Source organism: Blautia sp. OF03-15BH (genome assembly GCF_003463065.1).
Classification (GTDB): Bacteria; Bacillota; Clostridia; order Lachnospirales; family Lachnospiraceae; genus Limivivens.
The window spans coordinates 229,780-254,396 of sequence record NZ_QSCM01000004.1 but is presented as its reverse complement, the minus strand read 5'-3'; the positions used below and the strand labels follow the sequence as shown (position 1 = coordinate 254,396).

General features: G+C 48.0%; 20 protein-coding genes. All 20 read left to right on the top strand.

The features are described from left to right. Positions 1 to 44 precede the first annotated feature (44 nt). The 20 genes from DXA57_RS06840 to DXA57_RS06745 all read left to right on the top strand — a co-directional run bounded on the left by DXA57_RS06840 (position 45) and on the right by DXA57_RS06745 (position 24,416). Positions 45 to 1,331, top strand: coding sequence for an ABC transporter substrate-binding protein (locus tag DXA57_RS06840; RefSeq protein WP_117765908.1), 1,287 nt, complete (start codon positions 45 to 47; stop codon positions 1,329 to 1,331). 116 nt (positions 1,332 to 1,447) lie between these two features. Beyond that, entirely contained in the window at positions 1,448 to 2,329 is an 882-nt protein-coding gene (locus tag DXA57_RS06835) for a carbohydrate ABC transporter permease (RefSeq protein WP_117766001.1), read from the top strand. Further along, on the top strand, positions 2,326 to 3,132 hold the full coding sequence (locus DXA57_RS06830; protein ID WP_117765906.1) for a carbohydrate ABC transporter permease: 807 nt from the start codon (positions 2,326 to 2,328) through the stop codon (positions 3,130 to 3,132). The genes DXA57_RS06835 and DXA57_RS06830 overlap by 4 nt, the downstream gene beginning before the upstream one ends. Before the next feature lie 73 nt (positions 3,133 to 3,205). After that, complete coding sequence (locus DXA57_RS06825) at positions 3,206 to 6,241, top strand: glycoside hydrolase family 2 TIM barrel-domain containing protein (RefSeq protein WP_117765904.1); 3,036 nt, start codon at positions 3,206 to 3,208, stop codon at positions 6,239 to 6,241. A 215-nt stretch (positions 6,242 to 6,456) separates the two neighbouring features. Then, the gene (locus DXA57_RS06820) at positions 6,457 to 7,497 is read left to right on the top strand and encodes a 3-deoxy-7-phosphoheptulonate synthase (protein ID WP_117765999.1); all 1,041 of its coding nucleotides are present in this window, start codon (positions 6,457 to 6,459) and stop codon (positions 7,495 to 7,497) included. Between the two features lie 75 nt (positions 7,498 to 7,572). After that, positions 7,573 to 9,291: a MutS-related protein gene (locus DXA57_RS06815; protein ID WP_117765902.1), complete on the top strand. Its 1,719-nt coding sequence runs from the start codon at positions 7,573 to 7,575 to the stop codon at positions 9,289 to 9,291. Further along, a complete protein-coding gene (gene rnhA / locus DXA57_RS06810; RefSeq protein WP_117765900.1) occupies positions 9,282 to 9,755 on the top strand; it encodes a ribonuclease HI in 474 nt (157 codons plus the stop codon). The genes DXA57_RS06815 and rnhA overlap by 10 nt, the downstream gene beginning before the upstream one ends. Positions 9,756 to 9,864: 109 nt before the next feature. After that, positions 9,865 to 11,097 carry a tyrosine--tRNA ligase gene (gene tyrS, locus DXA57_RS06805; RefSeq protein WP_117765898.1) on the top strand — a complete coding sequence of 411 codons (1,233 nt, stop codon included), beginning with the start codon at positions 9,865 to 9,867 and terminating at the stop codon, positions 11,095 to 11,097. Positions 11,098 to 11,123: 26 nt separating this feature from the next. Next, the gene (gene alaS / locus DXA57_RS06800) at positions 11,124 to 13,769 is read left to right on the top strand and encodes an alanine--tRNA ligase (protein ID WP_117765896.1); all 2,646 of its coding nucleotides are present in this window, start codon (positions 11,124 to 11,126) and stop codon (positions 13,767 to 13,769) included. A 139-nt stretch (positions 13,770 to 13,908) separates the two neighbouring features. Further along, complete coding sequence (gene rpsU / locus DXA57_RS06795; RefSeq protein ID WP_004054229.1) at positions 13,909 to 14,085, top strand: 30S ribosomal protein S21; 177 nt, start codon at positions 13,909 to 13,911, stop codon at positions 14,083 to 14,085. Between the two features lie 174 nt (positions 14,086 to 14,259). Further along, positions 14,260 to 15,459 (top strand): D-alanyl-D-alanine carboxypeptidase family protein, encoded by a 1,200-nt coding sequence (locus DXA57_RS06790; protein WP_117765997.1) that lies wholly within the window; start codon positions 14,260 to 14,262, stop codon positions 15,457 to 15,459. A gap of 33 nt (positions 15,460 to 15,492) precedes the next feature. Then, positions 15,493 to 16,275 (top strand): metallophosphoesterase, encoded by a 783-nt coding sequence (locus DXA57_RS06785; RefSeq protein ID WP_158571253.1) that lies wholly within the window; start codon positions 15,493 to 15,495, stop codon positions 16,273 to 16,275. An 80-nt stretch (positions 16,276 to 16,355) separates the two neighbouring features. After that, entirely contained in the window at positions 16,356 to 17,144 is a 789-nt protein-coding gene (locus tag DXA57_RS06780; protein ID WP_117765892.1) for a segregation and condensation protein A, read from the top strand. 16 nt (positions 17,145 to 17,160) lie between these two features. After that, positions 17,161 to 17,730: an SMC-Scp complex subunit ScpB gene (gene scpB, locus DXA57_RS06775; RefSeq protein ID WP_117765890.1), complete on the top strand. Its 570-nt coding sequence runs from the start codon at positions 17,161 to 17,163 to the stop codon at positions 17,728 to 17,730. A 91-nt stretch (positions 17,731 to 17,821) separates the two neighbouring features. Then, positions 17,822 to 19,021 (top strand): D-alanyl-D-alanine carboxypeptidase family protein, encoded by a 1,200-nt coding sequence (locus tag DXA57_RS06770; RefSeq protein ID WP_117765888.1) that lies wholly within the window; start codon positions 17,822 to 17,824, stop codon positions 19,019 to 19,021. Positions 19,022 to 19,171: 150 nt separating this feature from the next. Next, positions 19,172 to 20,608 (top strand): acyl-CoA carboxylase subunit beta, encoded by a 1,437-nt coding sequence (locus DXA57_RS06765; protein WP_117765886.1) that lies wholly within the window; start codon positions 19,172 to 19,174, stop codon positions 20,606 to 20,608. A 26-nt stretch (positions 20,609 to 20,634) separates the two neighbouring features. Further along, on the top strand, positions 20,635 to 21,375 hold the full coding sequence (locus DXA57_RS06760) for an OadG family protein (protein WP_158571252.1): 741 nt from the start codon (positions 20,635 to 20,637) through the stop codon (positions 21,373 to 21,375). A gap of 20 nt (positions 21,376 to 21,395) precedes the next feature. Beyond that, complete coding sequence (locus tag DXA57_RS06755) at positions 21,396 to 21,767, top strand: biotin/lipoyl-containing protein (protein ID WP_117765882.1); 372 nt, start codon at positions 21,396 to 21,398, stop codon at positions 21,765 to 21,767. A 19-nt stretch (positions 21,768 to 21,786) separates the two neighbouring features. After that, complete coding sequence (locus DXA57_RS06750; RefSeq protein WP_117765880.1) at positions 21,787 to 22,935, top strand: sodium ion-translocating decarboxylase subunit beta; 1,149 nt, start codon at positions 21,787 to 21,789, stop codon at positions 22,933 to 22,935. A 68-nt stretch (positions 22,936 to 23,003) separates the two neighbouring features. Further along, positions 23,004 to 24,416 carry an oxaloacetate decarboxylase subunit alpha gene (locus tag DXA57_RS06745; RefSeq protein WP_117765878.1) on the top strand — a complete coding sequence of 471 codons (1,413 nt, stop codon included), beginning with the start codon at positions 23,004 to 23,006 and terminating at the stop codon, positions 24,414 to 24,416. The last annotated feature ends 201 nt before the right edge of the window (positions 24,417 to 24,617 follow it).

Here is a 24,617-nt window from a genome sequence, read left to right as displayed (position 1 = left end):
AAGGCTGGTGAAAATGTACAAAACATTAAAGGAGGATGTGCAGTATGAAACTGAAAAAGGCAATGGCATGTATGCTGGCAGGCGCAATGGTACTTTCTATGGGGGCTGTTCTTCCGGCGGCTGCAAGCGAGGATGACAACACACTGACCGTATGGACCTGGGATCCGAACTTTAACATCTATGCAATCAACAAAGCAGCAGAAATCTATGCAAAAGACCATGAGGGCTTTAAAGTAGAGGTTACAGAGATCAAATCCGATGCGATTGAGGCAAAGATCACCACAGCAGTGAATGCAGGTGACCTGAGTACTCTTCCGGACATCTTCCTGATGCAGGATAACTCCTTCCAGAAATATGCAACGTTCTACCCGGACGTTTTCACCGATCTGACCGATTCCGGAATCGATTTCTCTCAGTTCTCTGAGGCAAAGGTTGCTTATTCCACACTGGATGGCGTAAATTACGGTGTTCCGTTTGACAATGGTGCAGTTGTGAATGCAGTTCGTACAGATTTGATCGAGCAGGCTGGTTATACCGTAGATGATTTTACAGACATTACCTGGTCTGATTACATGGAAAAGGCAAAGGTGGTTCTTGAAAAGACCGGTCTTCCGATGCTGACCGCTCAGGCAGGTTCCCCGGATGTGATCATGATGATGCTTCAGTCCTGTGGAGCTTCCCTCTTCAACGAAGACGGAACAGGCAATATTGCTGACAATGAGGTCCTGAAAAAATGTGTTGAGATCTATGCACAGATGGTTGCAGATGGTACTTTGGTAGAGGTTACCGACTGGGATCAGTACATTTCTTCTCTGAACAGCTCCACCGTAGCAAGCACCTTCAACGGATGCTGGATTCTGGCTTCCATTCAGGCAGCAGAGGATCAGTCCGGTAAATGGGCAATCACAAATATGCCGAGACTGGATGATGTAGATAGCGCTACCAACTACTCCAACAACGGTGGTTCCTCCTGGGCAATCTCTTCCAACTGCGCAAAGACAGAACTGGCTGTTGATTTCCTGAAGGCTACCTTCGCAGGCAGCACAGAGCTTTATGATGATATCATTTCCAAAGGCGCTCTGGCAACCTGGGCTCCGGCTGGAGAATCTGACGCATACAACGTACCGGTTGACTTCTACGGCGGCGATACGATCTATGCTAAGATTGTTGATTTCGCAACCAAGACTCCGTCCAACACCACCGGCGCATTCTACTATGACGCCCGTGATGCGGTAGGTATCGCACTTTCCAACATTACCCAGACTGGTGCAGATGTGGATTCTGAACTCCAGACCGCACAGGAAACTCTGGAATTCACCATGGGTGCTTAATGTTTCCGCTGAAAAAGAAACAGTAAGGTAAGATAAATGGAAAAGGTCTGTGACTGTTGTTCGAGGCAGAACAGCAGGCAGACCTTTTTCCATATAAAGAAGGGAAGGTATGCTTCATGCAAAAAAAGAGAAAAATGACATTGGAAAGAAGGCATAACCTGACAGGCTGGGCGTTTCTCTCCATTGGTGTGATTCTGATCTGTTGGACAAGCTTTTATCCGATGATCCAGGCGTTTATTCTGTCACTGAAAAGCGGACTGGGCGTTAATCTGAAATTTAATGGTTTTTCAAACTATGCCCGAATCCTGAAAGACCCGACATTTAAAGGGACACTGTTCAATACATTCTTTTATCTGATCATTCAGGTGCCGATCATGCTGACACTGGCTTTGATCCTGGCATCGATCCTGAATAACAAAGACCTTCGTTTCAAGGGACTCTGGAGAACCTGTATTTTTCTTCCCTGTGCGACTTCTCTGGTATCCTACTCCATGATTTTCCGTTCCCTGTTTGCCAATGACGGTTTCGTAAATACAGTTCTTCGTGCTGTCGGAGCAAACCCGATCATGTGGTTTTCCAATGCGTGGACAGCAAGAGCGGTAATCATCATTGCCCTGATCTGGAGATGGACCGGATACAATATGGTATTCTATCTGTCAGGCCTCCAGAATATTGAATACTCTGTTTACGAGGCGGCAAGGATCGACGGTGCGACCCCGCGACAGATCCTCTTTAAGATCACCATTCCGCTGCTGAAGCCAACGATCCTTTTGACGACCATTACTTCTACCAATGGTACCCTGCAGCTGTTTGATGAGTCTTTGAACCTGACCAACGGCGGACCTGGTAAATCAACGATGACCATGTCCCATTATATTTATAATACATCCTTTGTACAGAGCCCGAACTTCGGTTATGCGGCAGCAATGTCCATCGTGATCCTTGTAATGGTGGCTGTCCTGGCCCTGATCCAGATGAAAGTAGGTGATGAACGATGAATAAAGGCAAAAAAGCGGCAATGTATATTTTTCTGACCATTTGTTCGTTGTTTTCCGTTTTCCCGCTGTACTACATGGCGTGTGCGGCTACAAACAAGAGCGTGGATGTATCCAGAGGAAAACTGATTCCGGGTACTTATCTTGTAGAGAATTTTAAGACACTGATCGCGAATCAGGATCTTTCCCGTGCACTCTGGAATTCCTTCCGGAATGCGACCGTGCTGACTCTGATCTGTCTGCTGGTCTGCTCCCTGGCCGGTTACGGTTTTGAAATCTATCATGACAAAGGAAAAGATATCGTATTTGCTATTCTGCTGACAGCGATGATGGTTCCTTTTGCAGCGATCATGATCCCGCTGTTCCGGATGTTTTCCAAGTTGAAGATGGTCAACACGATGGCGGCTTTTATGCTTCCGTCCATCTCGACCCCCTTCATGATCATGATGTTCCGTCAGGCATCCCGGTCTTTCCCGCATGATATCATAGAAGCGGCCCGTCTGGATGGTCTGAGTGAGATTGGAATCTTTTTCCGCATGTTCATTCCAACTATGAAATCTACATACGCAGCAGCTCTGATTATCACTTTCATGAACGCATGGAACAACTATATGTGGCCGAAAGTTATTCTGCAGACCAACAGCTCCATTACCATGCCGATGCTGGTTGCCAACCTGCTGAGCGGATACGTGGTTGACTATGGTATGCTGATGCTCGGTGTACTGATCTGTACGATCCCGACGGTTGTTATTTTCTTCTTCTTCCAGAAGAGCTTTGCAGAAGGTATTACCGGCGCAGTTAAATAAAGGTACCAAAAAAAGGCGGGTATTGAAAGGATATCCGCCTCTTTTTCCATGATAGATAAGGAGGTAAAAAGACATGAGTGAATTTCATTACGAGAAGATAAAGGATCCGACTTATTTCAGCGAAAACTGTGTTGCTGCCCATTCGGATCACCATTATTTTTGTTCTGTGGAGGCTATGGAGCAGGAGAAAGAGGAATTTCGCTATAGCCTGAACGGAATCTGGAAATTCCATTATGCAAAAAATTATCAGAGCACGATCCCGGGTTTTGAAAGCGAAGCGTATTGCTGTAAGTCATGGGATGATATCCGTGTTCCGGCTCATATTCAGCTGGAGGGCTATGATAAACCGCAATATGCCAATGTCCAGTATCCCTGGGAAGGTAGAGAAGAGGTAAAACCGGGTGAAATACCAGAAGAATTTAACCCTGTGGCAAGCTATGTGAAATATTTTGAAGTACCCGCATCCATGCAGGGAAAGAAAATTTTCATTTCTTTTCAGGGAGCAGAGAGCGGACTGGCACTCTGGCTTAACGGAAACTTTGTAGGCTACAGCGAAGACAGCTTTACCCCGTCAGAGTTTGAACTGACACCTTATCTGAAAGAAGGGGAAAACAAGCTGGCAGCCCAGGTCTTCAAATGGACCAGCGGAAGCTGGTGTGAGGATCAGGATTTCTTCCGGTTCTCCGGTATCTACCGTGACGTTTATCTCTATGCGATTCCGGAGGTCCATGTGGAGGATCTGACGATCCGTACGTTTCTGGACGATACCTTTACGAAGGCAGATCTCACCGTGGAGCTGAAAGCCACAGCTGCCGGAAAGGTTCGTTTCACTCTTTCCAGAGAAGGAAAAGAGGAGGCAACTCTTGAGGATGCGCTGGAGAGCGGAAAAGCTTATGTGATGAAGATGGAAAATCCGCTGCTCTGGAGCGCAGAGGAACCCAATCTTTACGACCTGCTTATCGAGGTTATGGATACAGAAGGAAAGATCACGGAAGTGATTCCTCAGAGAGTTGGCTTTCGCCGTTTCGAGATGAAGGATTCCATTATGACTCTGAATGGAAAACGAATTGTCTTCAAGGGCGTGAACCGTCATGAATTCAGTTCAGTTACAGGACGGAATGTTTCCAGGGAAGAACTGATCCGGGATCTGACCACTATGAAACGGAACAATATCAATGCGATCCGTACCTGCCATTATCCGGATGCGGTGGGAATCTATGAACTCTGTGATGAATTTGGTATTTATCTGATAGCCGAAAATAATATGGAGACGCATGGAACCTGGGATACGGTAGGACAGAGCAAAGACTACACCGGTGTGGTTCCGGACAACAAACCGGAATGGGAAGGCCTGCTTCTGGACCGCATCAATTCCACTTATCAGCGGGATAAGAACCATCCGGCTATCCTGATCTGGTCCTGCGGAAACGAATCCTTCGGCGGAGAGGTCATCTATAAGATGTCTGAACTCTTCCGGAAACTGGATCCGACCCGTCTGGTTCATTATGAGGGCGTCTTCAATGACCGCCGTTTCAACGATACCAGCGATATGGAAAGCCAGATGTACACCTCCGCGGAAGATATCAAGAAATTTCTGGAAAATGACAGAAGTAAACCGTTCATCTGCTGTGAGTACACACATGCGATGGGAAATTCCTGTGGAGGCATGCATAAATATACAGATTTGACAGATACAGAACCTTCCTATCAGGGTGGTTTCATCTGGGATTACATCGATCAGTCCATCTATAAGAAGGACCGGTATGGAAAAGAATTCCAGGCTTACGGCGGAGACTTTGGCGAACGGCCGACCGATTATAATTTCAGCGGAAACGGGATTGCCTATGGTGGCGAGCGGGGAGAATCTCCGAAGATGCAGGAAGTAAAGTTCAATTATCAGAACATTTCTGCGATCGTAGATAAAAAGAATGTCCGTGTCATCAATAAGAATCTCTTTGTGAATACAGAGGATTTTGACTGTGTGGTAACGGTGGAAAAAGAAGGAAAGCTTCTGGAAAAGAAAGTGCTGGCAACGCATGTGGCTCCCCTTTCTGAGGAAACGTATGAACTTCCGGTGAAAGAACAGACACTTCCCGGGGAGTATGTCATTACTGTTTCTTTCCGCCTCAAAGAGGATACGATCTGGGCTGAAAGAGGTCATGAAGTGGCTTTCGGACAGACGGTTTATAAAGCAGAAGCCGTGGAGGAAGCAAAGAAAACTCCGAAATTCCGTGTGGTCCGCTCTCTTCATGATTTTGGCGTAAAGGGAGAGAATTTTGACGTACTGTTCTCTTATCTGAACGGCGGTCTGGTTTCCTACCGGTACGGCGGCGTGGAGATGATCGAAATGATCCCGAAGCCCAACTTCTGGCGGGCGCCTACCGATAATGACTGCGGAAACCTGATGCCCATGCGGTATGCCCAGTGGAAGATCGCTTCTCTCTATCTCTCTCATAAGTATCCCACCGGTGGTCATTATCCGGGAGCCAGGATACCAAAGATCGAAGTGACCGATGACTGGGCGGAGATCACCTTTACCTATGTGATGCCGACAACACCGGCAGCAGAATGTGAACTGGCTTATCGGGTATTTGGTGATGGAAGCATTCAGACGACACTTTCGTATGATCCGGTGAAGGAGCTTGGCGATATGCCGGAATTTGGAGTGATCTTCAAGTTTGATGCGGATTATGATCATGTAACCTGGTATGGCTATGGACCGTCAGAAACCTATGTAGACCGTATGCATGGGGCGAAACTGGGTGTTTATAAGAACCTGGTGGCCGATAATATGGCGAAATATCTGGTTCCTCAGGAGTGTGGGAACAAGGTGGGTGTGCGCTGGGCTTCCGTGACAGACAGAAAAGGCAGAGGAATGCTCTTTACCGGAGACCAGATCGAGTTTTCTGCCCTTCCCTATACACCGCACGAGGTAGAGAATGCCATGCATCCCTTCGAACTGCCCGAGGTACATTACACCGTGGTACGGGTATCCAAAGAGCAGATGGGCGTTGGCGGAGATGACAGCTGGGGTGCAAAGACGCATCCGGAATACCTTCTGGATACAAAAGAAAAGATGACATTCACTTTTACCTTTAAGGGGATCTGAAAATGGCGGAGCCGGAAGAAGCAAAACTTCCGGCTCTGCTTTTATGCAGGGAAGTTTTTTCAAAAGTAAAAAAAACCTTGCAGGAATGCATAAAAAGACGTATAGTTAAAAATATCTGTAGCTGTTCAGAAATCACTGCATTGCAAGGTATTTTGGTCCGTGCCTGTGAAAGGATGAACGGTTACGAGTATCTTAAGATAAAGAGGAGAATGATTATGAGCTTTGAATTTGTGACAAAACTTCCTACTCCGGAGGAGATTCGCCTTCAGTATCCGATCACAGAAAAGATCGCTCGCGTAAAAGCAGAGAGAGATCAGGAGATCAAAGATATATTTACAGGAAAGTCCGATCGTTTTCTGGTGATCATCGGACCCTGCTCTGCAGATAATGAGGATTCTGTATGTGATTATGTGGGAAGACTGGCAAAAGTTCAGGACCAGGTAGGCGACCGTCTTCTTCTGATCCCGCGTATTTATACAAATAAACCGAGAACGACCGGTGAAGGATATAAGGGACTTCTCCATCAGCCGGATCCGGAGAAAAAACCGGATGTGCTGGCAGGTCTGGTAGCCATCCGTAAGCTGCACATGCGTGCCATTGAGGAAACAGGCCTTACGGCAGCAGATGAGATGCTTTATCCGGAAAACTGGCGCTACCTTTCCGATATCCTTTCTTATGTTGCGATCGGAGCCCGTTCTGTCGAAAACCAGCAGCATCGTCTGGTAGTCAGTGGCATGGATGTTCCTGCAGGAATGAAGAATCCCACCAGCGGCGATCTTTCTGTTATGCTGAATTCCGTAGTTGCGGCGCAGCATGGACATACCTTCATTTACCGTGACTGGGAAGTGAAGACTACCGGAAATCCGCTGACACATACCATTCTGCGTGGTGCGGTAAACAAGCATGGCAACTGCATCCCCAACTATCATTACGAGGATCTGAAGCTTCTTCTGGAGCTCTATAAAGAGCGTAAGCTGGAAAATCCGGCAGTGATCGTGGATGCCAACCATTCCAACTCCAACAAGCAGTACGCCGAGCAGGTCCGTATCGTCAAAGAGGTGCTTCACAGCCGGAATGTCAATGAGGAACTGAAAACTCTGGTCAAGGGTGTTATGATCGAAAGCTATATCGAGCCCGGAAACCAGAAGATCGGTCAGGGAGAGCATATTTATGGAAAATCCATTACCGATCCCTGTCTTGGCTGGGCAGAATCTGAACAGCTGATCCATACCATCTATAAGATGTGTGAGAAGTAAACAGAAAAATGACAGGAAGCTGTGTCTTCATAAAAAAGGCACGGCTTCTTTTTTCCTTGAGAAAGGGGGCTATTTATGAATGGAAACAATGACAACCGGGCCATTGCTTTTCTTCTGATCCTGGGGTTTCTTTCCTTTGCTGTTTTTGTGGTCTGGGAAGTTTATAAAAACAGAAAGAGACTCTTTCGGAAGATCCAGAGGACCTATGGGCAGTGGCCGGAACGGGAATATTCCATGGAAGAGTTTGATGCCATTTCCCATTATTATGTCCATCGGAAAAAAGAAGGATTGCCCGTTATTGATGATATCACCTGGAATGATTTGGATATGGACCGGATTTTTATGCTTCTGAATCACACCTGGTCCTGCATCGGAGAGAGCTATCTTTACTGCCTTCTTAGAATGCCTGCCATGGAGCCGGAAACCCTGCAGGAACGGAACCGGCTGATCGAGTATTTCAGGAGTCATAAAGAAGAAAGAGAAAAGATGGAATATCGCTTTGCCAGAATCGGAAAAACCGGGAGTCAGTCTCTGTTTGACTACATCTATAACCTGGCAGAGCTGACTCCGGAACCGGTCTGGCCGGAGCTTGTCTGGATCTTTGCAGTTGTTGCGTCTTTTGGCAGCATTTTTGTCAATGCAGCCTTTGGCATGCTTCTTTTTCTGGCGGTGATGTTTGGAAGCTGGTACTATTATTATAGAAAAAAGAAGCGGATCGAACCGTTTCTCCGTTCCTGCAGCTGCCTGATCCAGATCCTGAAGGAATCCGAGGCCTTTGGAAAAATGGAGACCCCGGAATTAAAAATCTATCAGGAAAAGATCGTCCGTGCCGGAAAGCTGCTTCGGAAGCTGAAAAGGAGCACACATTTCGTGGCAGGCGGAAATGCCGGATCAAACGGAGATCTGGAAAAAGTGCTTTTTGACTATGTGAATTATACCTTCCATCTGGATCTGATTGAGTTTAACACGGTGATCCGGGAACTGGCAGCCCATATGAAAGATCTGGAAGGACTTATCGATGCGGTGGGGACACTGGAATGTGCCACGGCTCTGGCTTCTTTCCGGACACTGTCGGAGGGAAGCTGGTGTGTTCCTGAACTGAAAACGGGAGGTCGGGCTTCTCTGTCCTGTGAGAATATTTTTCATCCGTTGATCTCTGAACCGGTAAAAAATTCCATCACAGCAGAACGGGGCGTCCTGCTTACGGGATCGAATGCTTCCGGCAAATCCACATTTTTGAAGACAGTGGCGGTCAATGCCATTCTGGCGCAGACCATCGATACCTGCATGGCAGATTCCTGGAGCGGAAACTTTTTCCGGATCTGTACTTCTATGGCACTGCGGGATGATCTGGCAGGAAACGAAAGTTACTTTATCGTGGAGATCAAGTCGTTGAAACGGATCCTGGATGCGGCAGATGGAAAAACGCCGATCCTCTGCTTTGTGGATGAGGTTTTAAGAGGAACCAATACGGTGGAACGGATCGCGGCGTCCTCGGAGATCCTGGAAAGCATGGAGCGGGAAGATATCCTCTGTTTTGCGGCTACACACGATATCGAACTGACACATATCCTGGAAAACGGATATGACAATTATCACTTTGAAGAAGAAGTCCGGGATAATGATGTGCTCTTTAATTACCGCCTTTTTAAAGGGAGGGCAGTGTCCAGGAATGCCATTAAGCTTCTTGGTGTCATGGGATACGATCCGAAGCTGATCGAAAAGGCGCAGGATATGGCAGATCATTTTCTTGCGACGGGAGAATGGAAACGGGAGGTTTCATCATGCTGGTAAAAATCTATACAGACGGCTCCGCCAGAGGAAATCCTGACGGACCGGGAGGTTATGGAGCTGTTTTAAAATATGTGGATCCCAAGGGGAATCTTCATGAAAGGGAATTCAGTCAGGGTTATATCCGGACGACCAATAACCGGATGGAGCTGATGGCGGCGATTGTGGGGCTGGAAGCCTTGAAAAAGCCCTGTGAAGTGGAACTTTATTCCGATTCCCAGTATCTGATCAAGGCATTCAATGAACACTGGATCGATGGCTGGATCAGGAAAGGCTGGAAGCGCGGCAAAAACGAGCCTGTGAAAAATGTAGATCTCTGGAAACGGCTTCTGGCGGCGAAGGAACCTCATCAGGTAACGTTTATCTGGGTGAAGGGTCATGCGGGCCATCCGGAAAATGAACGTTGTGATGCGCTGGCTACACAGGCTGCAGATGGAGAAAACCGGATCGTGGATCCGGGCGTATAAAAACTTGTGGCGGCCAGTCTTGAAAAAACAGATGCCATATGCTATATTAGTAGGTATTGTGGATAAAAATCCTTTTTCAAAATGAAAAAGGGCTAGGAGGAATAAGTTCATGTCAACAAATGTTTACGATATTCTGAAGGAGAGAGGCTTCCTGGAACAGGAGACCCACGCAGAGGTCCGTGACCTTCTGGGAAAGGAGAAAGTAACCTTCTACATTGGCTTTGATGCCACGGCAGACAGTCTGACAGCAGGTCATTTCCTGACCATCATGGCTATGAAGCACATGCAGAATGCCGGACACCGCCCCATCGCCCTTTTAGGCGGCGGTACCACCATGATCGGTGATCCCAGCGGAAAATCCGATATGCGTTCCATGATGACCCGTGAGACCATCGAGCACAACGCAAAGCGTTTCCATGAGCAGCTGTCTCAGTTCATCGATTTTTCTGATGGAAAAGCCATTGTTGCCAACAATGCAGACTGGCTTCTGGATATGAATTATGTACAGATGCTCCGTGAGGTGGGTGTACATTTTTCCGTTAACCGTATGCTTGCCGCAGACTGCTACAAGCAGAGAATGGAAAGAGGACTTACCTTCTTTGAGTTTAACTATATGATCATGCAGTCCTACGATTTCTGGAAACTGAACCAGCTGTATAACTGTCAGCTGGAGATGGGCGGAAACGATCAGTGGTCCAACATCATCGGCGGAGTGGAGCTGATCCGCAGAAAAGAGCAGAAGCCGGCCTTCGGACTGACCTTTAAGCTTCTGACCACCAGCGATGGGATTAAGATGGGTAAGACCATGAAGGGTGCCCTCTGGCTGGATCCGAACAAGACTTCTCCTTATGAGTTCTATCAGTACTGGAGAAATATCGAGGATGTCAAGGTGGAAGAGTGCTTAGGCCTTCTGACCTTCCTTCCGATGGAAGAAGTACGTAGACTGGGAGCCCTGGAAGGTGCTGACATCAATAAAGCAAAAGAAGTTCTGGCTTATGAGACGACCAAGATCGTTCACGGTCAGGAAGAGGCAGAAAAAGCACAGGTAGCTGCCAAGAGCATTTTCGTTCATGGCGCAAAGAGTGAGGATATGCCGACAACCACCTATCCGAAGGCAGAGCTGGAGGAAGGAAAAGATCTGATCACTCTTCTGGTTGATACCAAGCTGGCGAAAAACCGTTCTGAGGGACGTCGTCTGATCCAGCAGGGAGGCGTGACAGTCAATGATGAGAAGGTCACCGATGTTGCACAGGTATTTACCACCGCAGATTTTGACGAAGAAGGCGCACTCGTGATCAAAAAAGGTAAAAAAGGTTATCATCAGATAAAAGCTGCTGAGTGAATCAGCGTTTGAATGGAGGACTTATTGTGAAAAAATACGGCGTTAACGAACTTCGCCGGATGTTCCTGGAGTTTTTCGAAAGCAAAGGACATCTGGCAATGAAAAGCTTTTCTCTTGTACCTCATAACGACAAGAGCCTGCTTCTGATCAACTCGGGAATGGCTCCTTTAAAGCCCTATTTTACAGGTGCTGAGATCCCGCCGAGACGCAGAGTGACCACCTGCCAGAAATGTATCCGTACGGGCGATATCGAAAACGTAGGTAAGACGGCCCGTCATGGCACCTTTTTTGAGATGCTCGGAAACTTTTCCTTTGGTGATTATTTCAAACATGAAGCCATTGCATGGAGCTGGGAGTTTCTGACTCAGGTAGTCGGTCTGGATCCGGATCGTCTGTATCCGTCCATTTATCAGGATGACGACGAAGCTTTCGAGATCTGGAACAAAGAGATCGGTATTGCTCCGGAGCGTATTTTCCGTTTTGGAAAAGAGGATAACTTCTGGGAGCACGGCGCAGGTCCCTGCGGTCCCTGCTCTGAGATCTATTACGACCGCGGCGAAAAGTACGGCTGTGGAAAACCGGGCTGTACCGTAGGCTGTGACTGTGACCGTTACATGGAGGTATGGAACAACGTATTCAGCCAGTTCAACAACGATGGAGAGGGGCATTATACCGATCTGATCCAGAAGAACATTGATACCGGTATGGGCCTTGAGCGTCTGGCAGTCGTTGTTCAGGATGTGGATTCCATTTTTGATGTGGATACCATTCAGAGCCTGAGAAACAAAGTCTGTGAGCTTGCAGGTGTGACTTACCAGACCGATGAGAAGAATGATGTTTCTATCCGTCTGATCACCGATCATATCCGTTCTGCAACCTTCATGATCTCCGATGGTATCATGCCCACCAACGAGGGAAGAGGCTATGTGCTCCGCCGCCTGATCCGTCGTGCTGCCCGCCACGGAAGACTTCTTGGCATCGACAAACAGTTCTTGGCTGAGCTTTCTGCTACGGTCATCGAAGGCAGTAAGGATGGATATCCGGAGCTGGAAGAGAAGAAGAACTTTATTTTCAAGGTGCTGAGCCAGGAAGAAGAGAAATTCAACAAGACCATCGATCAGGGTCTGAATATCCTTTCCGGCATGGAAAACTCCATGAAGGAAGAAGGAAAAACAACTCTGGATGGAAAAGATGCGTTTACACTTTATGATACCTATGGTTTCCCGCTGGATCTGACCAAAGAGATCCTTGAGGAAAAAGGTTACGGTGTGGACGAAGACGGTTTCCGTGCAGCGATGGAAGAACAGCGTACCAAAGCAAGAAATGCCCGTCAGACGACAAACTATATGGGAGCCGATGCTACTGTATACGATGAGATCGATCCGAAGGTCACCAGTGCTTTTGTCGGTTATGGCGACCATCTGGAGCATACTTCCAGAATCTCCGTTCTGACTACGGATACGGAAGTGACGGAGGCGATCTCTGACGGAGAACACGGAACGATTTTTGTGGATGAGACTCCGTTCTACGCCACCATGGGCGGACAGAGCGGTGATATCGGTGTGATCCGTATCGGTGACAGTGCAGAATTTACTGTGGAAGATACCATCAAACTGCTTGGCGGCAAGGTCGGTCATGTCGGCCGTGTGACGAAGGGAATGTTTAAAACAGGAGATGAGGTTACTCTTTCCGTAGATACAGCAGCCCGTGCCAATACAAGTAAAAACCACAGTGCGACCCATCTGCTCCAGAAAGCCCTGAAAACGGTTCTCGGTTCTCATGTAGAGCAGAAGGGGTCTCTGGTAACTCCGGACAGACTGCGTTTTGACTTTGCCCATTTCCAGCCGATGACCAGAGAAGAGATCGAGAAGGTAGAAGCTCTGGTAAACAAAGAAATCCAGGCAAATCTTCCGGTTGTTACTGAGGTGATGGATGTAGAGTCCGCCAAGAAGACAGGAGCGATGGCTCTTTTCGGCGAGAAATACGGCGAGAATGTAAGAGTGGTATCCATGGGTGATTTCTCCAAGGAACTTTGTGGTGGTACGCATGTGGCAAATACCGGTATGATCAGCGTATTTAAGATCGTTTCCGAGGCCGGAATCGCTGCAGGTGTACGTCGTATCGAGGCTCTGACCGGTGACGGTGTCTTTGCTTATTATCAGGAGCTGGAGGACCGCCTGAACCGTGCCAGTGCTCTCTTGAAGACCACCCCGGCAGAACTGGAGAATAAGATCTCTCATCTTCAGAGTGAGATGAAAGCGCTCCACAGCGAGAACGAAGCACTGAAGAGCAAACTGGCAAAGGATGCTCTGGGCGATGTTATGGATCAGGTACAGGAGATCAAAGGTGTGAAGCTTCTGGCAGCAAAACTGGCAGATGTGGATATGAATGGCCTTCGTGATCTTGGCGACCAGCTGAAGGAGAAGCTGGGTGAGGGTGTGGTTGTCCTTGCCTCCGGAAAAGACGGAAAAGTAAGCCTTCTTGCCATGGCAACGGATGGTGCCATGAAGCAGGGTGCGCATGCAGGAAACCTCATCAAAGGCATGGCTGCCATTGTCGGCGGCGGCGGAGGTGGACGTCCGAATATGGCTCAGGCCGGCGGAAAGAAACCGGAAATGATCGATGAGGCCATCAAAGCAGCTGCTGAACTGCTGGGAGAACAGATCCACTGAAAATAAAAATCCAAAAAACGAAAAAAGTAGTTGACGGATCAAAAAAATGTGGTATAATTCTTATCAGTGCTATTAAAATACCCAGACAGTTGTATTATGATGCACAATTTACAACTGGAGGGAGGTTAGGTGTGAGACAATGTCAAATGTAATCGTAAAAGAAAACGAGACACTGGACAGCGCTTTACGTCGTTTTAAAAGAAACTGCGCGAAGGCTGGTATTCAGCAGGAGATTCGTAAGAGAGAGCATTACGAAAAACCGAGCGTAAGACGTAAAAAGAAATCTGAAGCTGCCCGGAAACGTAAGTATAACTAATCTGTGCAGGCAAAAGCCTCTGAGGGAATTCGCTCAGAGGCTTTTTTCATGTCTGAGAATAAAAAACAGGCATAAACCTTTTCTGAGATACCTATATTGTAACGATCAGCAGATGTTTGTCTGGTATTGGTTTGGGATGAACCGATGGATACAGGACGGGAAGGCGGGAAAGGTATGAAAAAAAGAAAACGGACAGAGGCAGTCTGTGCGCTGATCCTCTGGCTGGGAATCTCACTGGTTTTTGAAAGCTTCAGTTTACAGGTATATGGGGCCGAAGAAGCGGATGCGGGATTTTCGGTTGAATCGCCAGGGGCATTTCTGATGGAGGCCTCCACAGGGACGGTGATTTATGAAAAGGATGCAGATACCAGGAGAAGTCCTGCCAGTGTGACGAAGATCATGACGGCTCTTCTGATCTTTGAAAATCTGGAGAACGGAAAACTACATCTTTCCGATGAAGTGGTCACCAGTGCCCATGCAAAATCCATGGGCGGTTCGCAAGTATTTCTGGAGGAAGGCGAAAAACAGACTGTGGAGACTTTATTGAAGTGTATTCTGGTGGCTTCCGGAAATGATGCGGCAGTGGCTATGGCGGAACACATCGCCGGTACGGAAGAGGAATTTGTCAGCCGGATGAATCAGAAGGCCGAAGAACTGGGGATGGAAAATACGCATTTCACGGACTGTTGCGGTCTCACGGATTCAGAGGAGCATTATACAACGCCGAGAGACATTGCTCTGATGTCACGGGAGCTCATCACAAAATATCCGGAGGTTTTTGACTATACCAGGATCTGGATGGAAAATATCACTCATGTGACAGCCAGAGGAAGCAGCGAATTTGGTCTTACCAATACGAATAAGCTTCTCCGGAGCTATGACGGCTGCGATGGTCTGAAGACGGGCAGCACCAGCAAAGCACTTTTCTGTATTTCAGCCACAGCGGAGCGGAACGGGATCCGCCTGATCAGCGTTATCATGGCAGGACCGGATTCCAAAACAAGATTTCGCAATGCAGCAGAACTTTTCAACTATGGTTTTGGCAGCTGTCGTCTTTATACAGATGAGAACAGAGATCCGCTGCCGGATGCAGAAGTCAGAGGCGGTACGGAACCGTCTGTCTCTTGTAAATACCAGGAAGGTTTTCGATATCTGGATACGGAAGGCATGGATTTTTCCTTGGTGGAGAAAGAAATCCTTCTCCGGGAAGATCTTATGGCTCCTATTGAAAAAGGAGAGACGCTTGGAAAAGCCGTCTACCGCCTGAACGGAGAAGTTCTGGGGGAAGTACCCATCGTTGCGGGAGAAACGTTGAAAAAAGCAGAATTTTTGGATTATCTCAAAAAACTCTGGGAAAGATACCAGAGCATCTGAAGAATGAGCAAAGGAAAAGGGGGCACAAAGTACATGAAACGTTTTCGAACAGTCGAGCTGGAAGCGGGAAAAAATACGGGACGGCCGGCATTGAGGTTTGCCCATTTAAGTGATCTTCATGGCTGTTTTTATGGAGAAAACCAGGAGGGACTTCTGGAAGCAGTGCATCTGGAAGCGCCGGATCTGATCGTGGTTACCGGCGATATGATCGTTGGCAGTCCCACCGTCAACAGAAGGACCTTTGCTTTTTTTAAAGAACTGACAAAAGATTATCCGGTATTTTTCTGCAATGGGAACCATGAGACACGGTATCAGGCTTCCGAGGGATTTCAGCCGGTATATAAGCATTTTGCTTACGGACTCTGGAAAAACGGAGTGGAGATCCTGAACAATCGCTCCGTGGTTTTTGAAAAAAACGGACGGAAAGTACTTCTTTCCGGTTATGAGGCAGACCTTTCCTATTTCAGCCGTTTTAACCGGAAAGTTCCATCAGAAGAAGAACTGAAAGCAAAGCTGGGTGAGAAAAGAATAGGAATGGAAACGGTATTGCTGGCTCACAACCCGATGTTTTTTCCGGTTTACAAAAAGTGGGGAGCGGATCTGACGTTTTCCGGTCATCTGCACGGAGGCTATATTCGGATTCCGGGGATCGGCGGTGTGATCAGTCCTCAGTTTCAGCTTTTTCCCAAATATGACAGAGGGATTTTTGAAGAAGAAGGTCACTGGCTCTGTGTCAGCGCAGGTCTGGGAGACCACACGATCTCCCCGCGCTTTTTTAATCCGCCAGAGCTTCCGGTTGTGACCTGGTATGGCTGACTCTTTACAAAAAAAGCGATTACGCGTAAAATAGAAACGGGCTGCGGCTCCGAACAGTTACGTTAATGAGAGGATAAACGATGGGAATTCCCGTAAAACTGGAAGCGTTTGAGGGTCCGCTGGATCTTCTGCTGCATCTGATCGACAAGAATAAAGTAAATATTTATGATATTCCCATCGTGGAGATCACTGCCCAGTATATGGAATATATTCACGAGATGCAGCGGCAGGATCTGAATGTGATGAGTGAATTCCTTCTGATGGCGGCAACGCTTCTGGATATCAAATCCAGGATGCTGCTTCCGAAAGAGGTCAACGAAGAGGGCGAGGAGGAGGATCCCCGTCAGGAGCTTGTGGAACAGCTTCTGGAGTACAAGCTTTATAAATATATGTCTTATGAGCTTCGGGATATGCAGGCAGATGCGGCCTATGTAATGTACAAAGCACCTACGATCCCGGAGGAGGTACGGGCATACCGGCCAAAGATCGATCCCTCCGAGCTTCTGGAGGGTGTGACCCTTTCCAGGCTCCACAGTCTGTTCAAGACCATCATGAAGCGGCAGAATGACCGGATCGATCCCATCCGGAGTACGTTTGGAACACTGGAAAAAGAAGAAGTGGACATGGATGAGAAATGGATCTATGTGGAGAGTTCTATCAAGAGACTGCAGCATGTCAGTTTTCGGGAGCTTCTGGGCGCCCAGCATACGAAAATGCAGACCGTGATCACTTTTCTGGTGATTCTGGAACTCATGAAAATGGGGAAGATTTCCATTGTTCAGGAACATGCCTTTGACGATATCCGGATCGAATGGAGAGAAGATGCGGATGAAACGCCGGGGCGGACCTTTGAAGCCGATTTTGCATAATAAAGGAGAGACACGTTTGGACGAGAAGAAGCGAAAAGCGGCGATCGAAGCCATACTTTTTACCATGGGGGATGCCGTGGAGCTTTCAAGGATCGCTGAGGCTATCGGAGAAGATACAGAAACCACACGGGAAACGATCCGGAAAATGATGAAGGATTACCAGAAGAAGGAGAGAGGGATCCAGATCATTGAACTGGATCAGTCCTTTCAGCTGTGTACCAAAAAAGAATATTATGAGGACCTCATCCGGATCGCCAGACATCCGAAAAAACCGGCACTTTCGGATGTGGCTATGGAGACGCTTTCTATCGTGGCATACAAGCAGCCGGTGACAAAGATCGAGATCGAGAAGATCCGTGGAGTCAAATGTGATCATGCCATCAATAAACTGATCGAATACAATCTGATCCGGGAGATCGGACGGCTGGATGCTCCGGGCCGCCCCATTCTTTTTGGGACAACGGAAGAATTTCTGAGAAATTTCGGTGTACAGTCGCTGGAGGATCTGCCGGCGATCAACCCGGTCCAGGTAGAGGATTTCAAGGCAGAAGCGGAGGAAGAGGTGGAACTCCGGCTGAATGTCTGAGAAAAGCTGCGGTTTCATAGGTTACTGTAAGCATATCGGCTGCTCCTTGGGCATATAGTTTTCCAGAAAGATGCTTAAGGGAGCGGTATCCATGAAAAAAATAAAAAAATATCTGCGGTTCTGGCTTTTGTTTTTCCTTTGGCTGACCTGTCCTGCACAGGCAGAGGAAAACCAGGGGCCGGAAACACTGTACGCCCGTTCTGCCGTCCTGATGGATGCGGATTCCGGGCGTATTCTTTTTGAAAAAAACGGAGAAGAGCGGCTGGCAAATGCCAGTACCACCAAGATCCTCACCTGCATCCTGGCTCTTGAAAAAGGAGAACCGGAAGAAACGGTGACCTTTTCCGAGGAGGCCGTAAGACAGCCGGAGGTACATCTTGGGGCATCTAAGGGGGAGGTTTTTTATCTGGGGGATCTTCTGTATTCACTGATGCTGGAAAGCCATAACGATACGGCAGTAGCTGTAGCGGAGGCGGTTTCCGGGAGCACAGCAGCTTTTGCAGAGGAGATGAATCAGAAAGCAAAGGAGATCGGCTGTACGGAAACACATTTTGTTTCTCCGAACGGCCTGGACTGGGAAGATGAAGACGGTCCGCATGAGACGACTGCCGGGGATCTGGCGAGACTTCTCCGCTACTGTATCCACCAGTCTCCGAAAAAGGAAGAATTTCTGAAGATCACCAGAATAGGCGAAAAGAGCTTTTCCAATCTTTCCGGAACAAGAACGTATTCCTGTACGAACCACAATGCATTTCTCTCGATGATGGACGGGGCTCTGACCGGGAAAACAGGCTTTACAGGTAAGGCCGGGTATTGCTATACGGGAGCATTAAGTGATGGTGACCGGACGTTTATCATCGCACTTCTTGCCTGCGGCTGGCCAAATAACAAGACTTATAAATGGAGTGATGCCAGGGCTTTGTTTTCCTATGGACTTTCTGCCTACCGGTACGACAGGATCGAACTTCCTGGGGGATTTGGCACGGTTTCTGTGAAAGAAGGAGTTCTTCCCGGTCAGGCGATCGATGGAAAGGCAGAGGTGGCACTCCTTTTAGCAGGAGAAAAAGAGTTCCGGCTTTTGCTTTCCGGGCAGGATGAGGTCAAGTGGAAGGTGACACTTCCCAAAATTCTGGAAGCACCGGTGATGGAAGGAGAGCAGGAGGGTGAGGCAGTTCTTCTGCTGAACGGGGAAACGATTGCTTCTTGTCCGGTCATTGTCGGAAAAACCGTTGAAAAAAAGGATTTTACCTGGTGCTTTTTGAAAATTTTTGAACAATATCTGGAAATATAAACAGATGCTGCAGAAGACATAATAATAAGAAGAAATAAAAATATAACAAAACGCTTGCTATTTTGTCTGAAACAGGCTAAAATTATAATCGGCTGAAAATTTTATTTCAACAGTTTTCATAGTAAATCTTTTACAAATGGAGGGCTAAGAATGAGTAACACATCACAAAGCTTGGCAAGCACACGCATTAACGCTCTGCTTGATGAGAACAGTTTTGTTGAAATCGGTGGATACGTTACAGCCAGATCAACGGATTTCAACATGCATGAAAAAGAAACTCCGGGAGATGGCGTTGTTACCGGTTACGGTGTCATTGACGGCAATCTGGTTTATGTTTACTGCCAGGATGCAGCAGTTTTAGGCGGCACCATCGGCGAAATGCACGCAAAGAAGATCACTGCCCTGTATGATATGGCAATGAAGATGGGAGCTCCGGTCATCGGTCTGATCGACTGTGCCGGTATTCGTCTTCAAGAGGCTACCGATGCGCTGAATGCGTTTGGTGAGATCTATCTGAAACAGACACTGGCTTCTGGTGTTATCCCGCAGATCACAGCAGTGTTTGGTACCTGCGGCGGCGGACTGGCACTGGTTCCCGCACTGACTGATTTTACCTTTATGGAATCAGAGAAAGCAAAGCTTTTCGTAAATTCCCCCAATGCGCTGGAGGGCAATCATGAGTCCAAATGCGACACTGCTTCTGCAAAATTCCAGAGTGAGGATGCAGGTCTTGTGGACTTCACCGGAAGTGAAGATGAGATCTATGCCGGTATCCGTGAACTGATTTCCATGATCCCGTCCAATAACGAGGATGATATGTCTTATGAGGAGTGCACCGATGATCTGAACCGTGCCTCTGAAGCTCTTGAGAATGCGGTTGGTGATCCGGCTGTGATCTGTTCCGAGATCGGTGATGATCATGTATTCGTAGAGACCAAGGCTGCTTATGCAAAAGAGATGGTAACCGGCTTTGTCCGTCTGAACGGCATGACCGTCGGCGTAGTTGGAAACCGTACCGAGAGATATGATGAGGATGGCAATGTAGCTGAGAAATATGCAGATGTCCTGACTGCAAGAGGAGCCAGAAAAGCTGCAAAATTCGTGAAATTCTGTGACGCTTTCGAGATTCCGGTACTGACCCTTACCAATCTCACCGGTTTCAAGGCAGATACTCATTCTGAGAGATGCATTGCGGCAGCAGCAGCAGAGCTTACCTATGCGTTCGCAGATGCGACAGTTGCAAAAGTAAACGTGATCACCGGCAAAGCATTCGGAAGCGTTTACACCATCATGAACAGCAAAGCACTCGGAGCAGATATGACCTATGCCTGGGAGAATGCAGAGATCGGTATGATGGATGCAAAATCTGCAGCCAAGATCATGTATGACGGCGAGGATGCAGCTGTGATCAATGAGAAAGCTGCTGAATATGCAGCTCTTCAGTCCAGCGCTCTTTCCGCAGCCAAGAGAGGTTATGTTGATACCATCATCGATGCGAAGGATACCAGAAAGTATCTGATCGGAGCTTTTGAAATGTTATTCACAAAGAGAGAAGACCGTCCTGGCAAAAAACACGGCACGGTTTAAGAGAGGTGGATAATATGAAGGAAAAAATGAAAAAAAGCTTACTGAGCCTTGTACTTGTTGTGTGCATGGTATGCCTGTCCTGCGTGACTGTCTTTGCCGCAAAGGATAAAGTGCTGACCGAGGATCAGGTGGCTTCCTTTAAATCTGCTGCTTCTTCTATGATCGAGAAGATCGCAGGCTTTTCTGATGAAGATATTGAGAAGTTTCTGGATCAGGATGATGATTTTACCACAGCTGCCCTGACTTCCTGGAAAAATGCCAAGGATGAGTTGGGAGCTTTCGTGGAAGTCGGAGAGCAGACGGTTACCACTGACGGAAACAATGTGATCATCAACTCAGATGTTACCTATGAGAACAAGACAGCAAATGTAGAGCTTATCGCCAACACAAAAACAAGTGCTTATGAGAGCATGGCTTTCAACATTAACTACACCATGGGTGAGAAGATGGAGCAGGCCGGCTTAAACACTCTGATGGGTCTTGGTATTGTATTCCTGATGCTGATTTTCTTAAGCTTCCTGATCAGTCAGTTCAAGCACATCAGCAATCTGACAGAGAAAAAAGACAGCAAGTCTGCCGCACCGGCAGCACCCGCACCGGCACCTGCACCCGCTGAGGAAGAGCAGGAAGAAGAACTTGCTGATGACGGAGAACTGGTAGCAGTCATCGCAGCAGCCATCGCTGCATACGAAGGAAGCACCAGCACTGACGGTTTTGTTGTCCGCTCGATCAAGAGATCAAAAACCAACAAGTGGAAAAGAGCATAAGCAATAGGAGGAAGAATTCAATGAAAACTTATACAATCACTGTTAATGGAACCGCATATGACGTAACTGTTGAAGAGGGTAACGGAACCGCTGCTCCGGCAGCTGCACCGAAAGCAGCACCGAAGGCTGCTCCCAAGGCTGCACCGAAAGCAGCACCGAAGGCTTCTGCAGGAGCAGGTTCTGTAAAAGTAACCGCTTCTGTTCCGGGTAAAGTCGTAAAGATCGAAGCATCTGTCGGACAGGCTGTAAAAGCCGGTGACAGCATCGTGATCGTAGAGGCAATGAAAATGGAGATCCCGGTTGTCGCTCCGCAGGACGGCACCGTAGCAAGTATTGAAGTAGCAGCAGGCGACGCAGTAGAGAACGGCAGCACCCTGGCAACACTGAACTAAATAAATTGGAGGTAGAAACATGTCATATGTAGCTGATACATTGTCGAATCTGATCCATCAGACGGCATTCTTTAACCTGACATGGGGTAACTACCTGATGATACTGGTTGCGTGCGTTTTCCTGTATCTGGCAATCCGCAAGGGCTTTGAGCCCCTTTTGCTGGTACCCATCGCATTTGGTATGCTTCTGGTAAATATTTATCCTGATATCATGTACAGTGCGGAAGAATCCACCAACGGAGCGCCGGGCCTTTTCCATGTATTCTATATCCTGGATGAGTGGAGTATCCTGCCATCCCTGATCTTCATGGGCGTAGGAGCAATGACAGACTTTGGTCCCCTGATTGCAAACCCGAAGAGCTTCCTTCTGGGTGCCGCAGCACAGCTCGGTATTTACGTTGCATATTTCCTGGCAATTTTCCTGGGATTCAATGGAGCAGCAGCAGCAGCCATCTCCATCATCGGTGGTGCGGATGGCCCGACTTCCATTTTCCTTGCCGGTAAACTGGGACAGACCGCACTGATGGGCCCCATCGCCGTGGCAGCATATTCCTATATGTCTCTGGTACCCATCATCCAGCCGCCGATCATGAAAGCTCTGACCACCGAGAAAGAGCGGAAGATTAAGATGGAGCAGCTTCGTCCGGTATCCAAACTGGAGAAGATTCTTTTCCCGGTTGTGATCACCATCGTTGTCTGCCTGATCCTTCCGACCACCGCTCCCCTGGTTGGTATGCTGATGCTTGGTAACCTGTTCCGTGAGTCCGGCGTTGTAAAACAGCTGACCGAGACCGCATCCAATGCCCTGATGTATATCGTTGTTATCCTGCTGGGTACTTCCGTAGGAGCATCCACCAGCGCAGAGGCTTTCCTGAACCTGGATACCCTGAAGATCGTTGTCCTTGGTCTGGTCGCCTTCGCTTTCGGTACCGCAGGCGGTGTTCTGCTCGGAAAGGTTATGTGCAAGCTGACTCATGGAAAGATCAATCCGCTGATCGGTTCTGCCGGCGTATCTGCCGTTCCCATGGCAGCACGAGTATCTCAGAAAGTAGGTGCGGAGGCTGATCCGACCAACTTCCTTCTGATGCATGCAATGGGACCCAACGTAGCAGGTGTTATCGGTACTGCTGTAGCAGCAGGTACCTTCATGGCTATCTTTGGAGTATAATAATAAAACACTGATGCTGTCCGGGAGACATAAAAGTCCGGACAGCTGCAATAAATGGAGGTTTAGTAATGTCTGAAATCGAAAAAAAACCGATTAAAATTACTGAGACCATTCTGCGTGATGCCCATCAGTCCCTGATCGCCACCAGAATGACCACAGAGCAGATGCTTCCCATCGTGGAAACAATGGATAAAGTAGGCTACCATTCCGTAGAGTGCTGGGGCGGCGCTACTTTCGATGCATCTCTTCGTTTCCTTCACGAAGATCCATGGGAGAGACTTCGTAAATTCCGTGATGGCTTCAAACACACCAAACTGCAGATGCTGTTCCGTGGACAGAACATTCTGGGTTATCGCCCCTACGCAGATGATGTGGTAGAGTATTTTGTACAGAAATCCATCGCAAACGGTATCGATATCATCCGTATCTTTGACTGTCTGAATGATCTCCGCAACCTGGAGACTGCAGTAAAGGCTGCCAACAAAGAGAACGGACATGCACAGGTAGCTCTGTCCTACACTCTGGGTGATGCTTACACTCTGGACTACTGGACCAAGACCGCAAAAGAGATCGAGGAGATGGGTGCAAACTCCATCTGTATCAAGGATATGGCAGGCCTGCTCCTTCCGTATGCCGCAACTGATCTTGTGAAAGCACTGAAAGAGACCGTTAAGATCCCGATCCAGCTGCATTCTCATTATACTTCCGGTGTTGCTTCCATGACTTACATGAAAGCCGTAGAGGCTGGTGTTGATGTGATCGATACCGCTATGTCTCCGTTTGCACTGGGTACTTCCCAGCCGGCAACCGAGGTTATGGTTGAGACCTTCAAGGGTACTCCCTACGATTCCGGTCTGGATCAGAAACTTCTGGCTGAGATCGCTGACTACTTCCGTCCGATCCGTGACGAGGCTCTGGACAGCGGCCTTCTGAATCCGAAGAACCTGGGTGTAAACATCAAGACTCTCCTGTATCAGGTACCGGGCGGAATGCTTTCCAACTTGACCAGCCAGCTGAAAGAGCAGCATGCAGAGGACAAGTTCTACGATGTGCTTGAGGAAGTTCCGAGAGTAAGAAAAGACCTCGGTGAGCCGCCTCTGGTTACTCCGTCCTCTCAGATCGTTGGTACGCAGGCTGTATTCAATGTCATCATGGGCGAGCGTTATAAGATGGTTACCAAGGAGACAAAGGATGTTCTCTGTGGTAAATACGGAAAGACGGTAAAACCCTTCAACAAAGAAGTGCAGAAGAAATGCATCGGCGATGCAGAAGTGATCACCTGCCGTCCGGCAGATCTCTTAAAACCGGAGCTTGAGACTCTGGAAAAAGAGATGGCTCAGTACAAAGAACAGCCGGAGGACGTTCTGTCCTATGCTCTGTTCCCGCAGGTTGCTACTGATTTCTTCAAATACAGAGATGCGCAGCAGACCAAGGTAGATGCGACTAAGGCAGACACCAAGGATAAAGCATATCCCGTATGATTATTATAAATAAGTAGAGATTCATCAAAGACCAGGTGCAGGAGACTGTCCCTGGTCTTTTTATGGGACCAAACGGGGAATGTCCGCCTGACTGCCAATCTGGTGTTTACAAGAGGACGGGATTTTGTTATCATAGAAGTAGGATGATGCTAGGGTCAAAAGGTCAAAAAGCCGTTCATGCTTGCATGATAAGGCTTTTGA

Bases quoted from the DNA above. Each gene is read 5' to 3' on its own strand.
- DXA57_RS06840 (WP_117765908.1), top strand. From the start codon at position 45: ATGAAACTGAAAAAGGCAATGGCATGTATGCTGGCAGGCGCAATGGTA.
- DXA57_RS06835 (WP_117766001.1), top strand. From the start codon at position 1,448: ATGCAAAAAAAGAGAAAAATGACATTGGAAAGAAGGCATAACCTGACA.
- DXA57_RS06830 (WP_117765906.1), top strand. From the start codon at position 2,326: ATGAATAAAGGCAAAAAAGCGGCAATGTATATTTTTCTGACCATTTGT.
- DXA57_RS06825 (WP_117765904.1), top strand. From the start codon at position 3,206: ATGAGTGAATTTCATTACGAGAAGATAAAGGATCCGACTTATTTCAGC.
- DXA57_RS06820 (WP_117765999.1), top strand. From the start codon at position 6,457: ATGAGCTTTGAATTTGTGACAAAACTTCCTACTCCGGAGGAGATTCGC.
- DXA57_RS06815 (WP_117765902.1), top strand. From the start codon at position 7,573: ATGAATGGAAACAATGACAACCGGGCCATTGCTTTTCTTCTGATCCTG.
- rnhA (WP_117765900.1), top strand. From the start codon at position 9,282: ATGCTGGTAAAAATCTATACAGACGGCTCCGCCAGAGGAAATCCTGAC.
- tyrS (WP_117765898.1), top strand. From the start codon at position 9,865: ATGTCAACAAATGTTTACGATATTCTGAAGGAGAGAGGCTTCCTGGAA.
- rpsU (WP_004054229.1), top strand. From the start codon at position 13,909: ATGTCAAATGTAATCGTAAAAGAAAACGAGACACTGGACAGCGCTTTA.
- DXA57_RS06790 (WP_117765997.1), top strand. From the start codon at position 14,260: ATGAAAAAAAGAAAACGGACAGAGGCAGTCTGTGCGCTGATCCTCTGG.
- DXA57_RS06785 (WP_158571253.1), top strand. From the start codon at position 15,493: ATGAAACGTTTTCGAACAGTCGAGCTGGAAGCGGGAAAAAATACGGGA.
- DXA57_RS06780 (WP_117765892.1), top strand. From the start codon at position 16,356: ATGGGAATTCCCGTAAAACTGGAAGCGTTTGAGGGTCCGCTGGATCTT.
- DXA57_RS06770 (WP_117765888.1), top strand. From the start codon at position 17,822: ATGAAAAAAATAAAAAAATATCTGCGGTTCTGGCTTTTGTTTTTCCTT.
- DXA57_RS06765 (WP_117765886.1), top strand. From the start codon at position 19,172: ATGAGTAACACATCACAAAGCTTGGCAAGCACACGCATTAACGCTCTG.
- DXA57_RS06760 (WP_158571252.1), top strand. From the start codon at position 20,635: ATGAAAAAAAGCTTACTGAGCCTTGTACTTGTTGTGTGCATGGTATGC.
- DXA57_RS06755 (WP_117765882.1), top strand. From the start codon at position 21,396: ATGAAAACTTATACAATCACTGTTAATGGAACCGCATATGACGTAACT.
- DXA57_RS06750 (WP_117765880.1), top strand. From the start codon at position 21,787: ATGTCATATGTAGCTGATACATTGTCGAATCTGATCCATCAGACGGCA.
- DXA57_RS06745 (WP_117765878.1), top strand. From the start codon at position 23,004: ATGTCTGAAATCGAAAAAAAACCGATTAAAATTACTGAGACCATTCTG.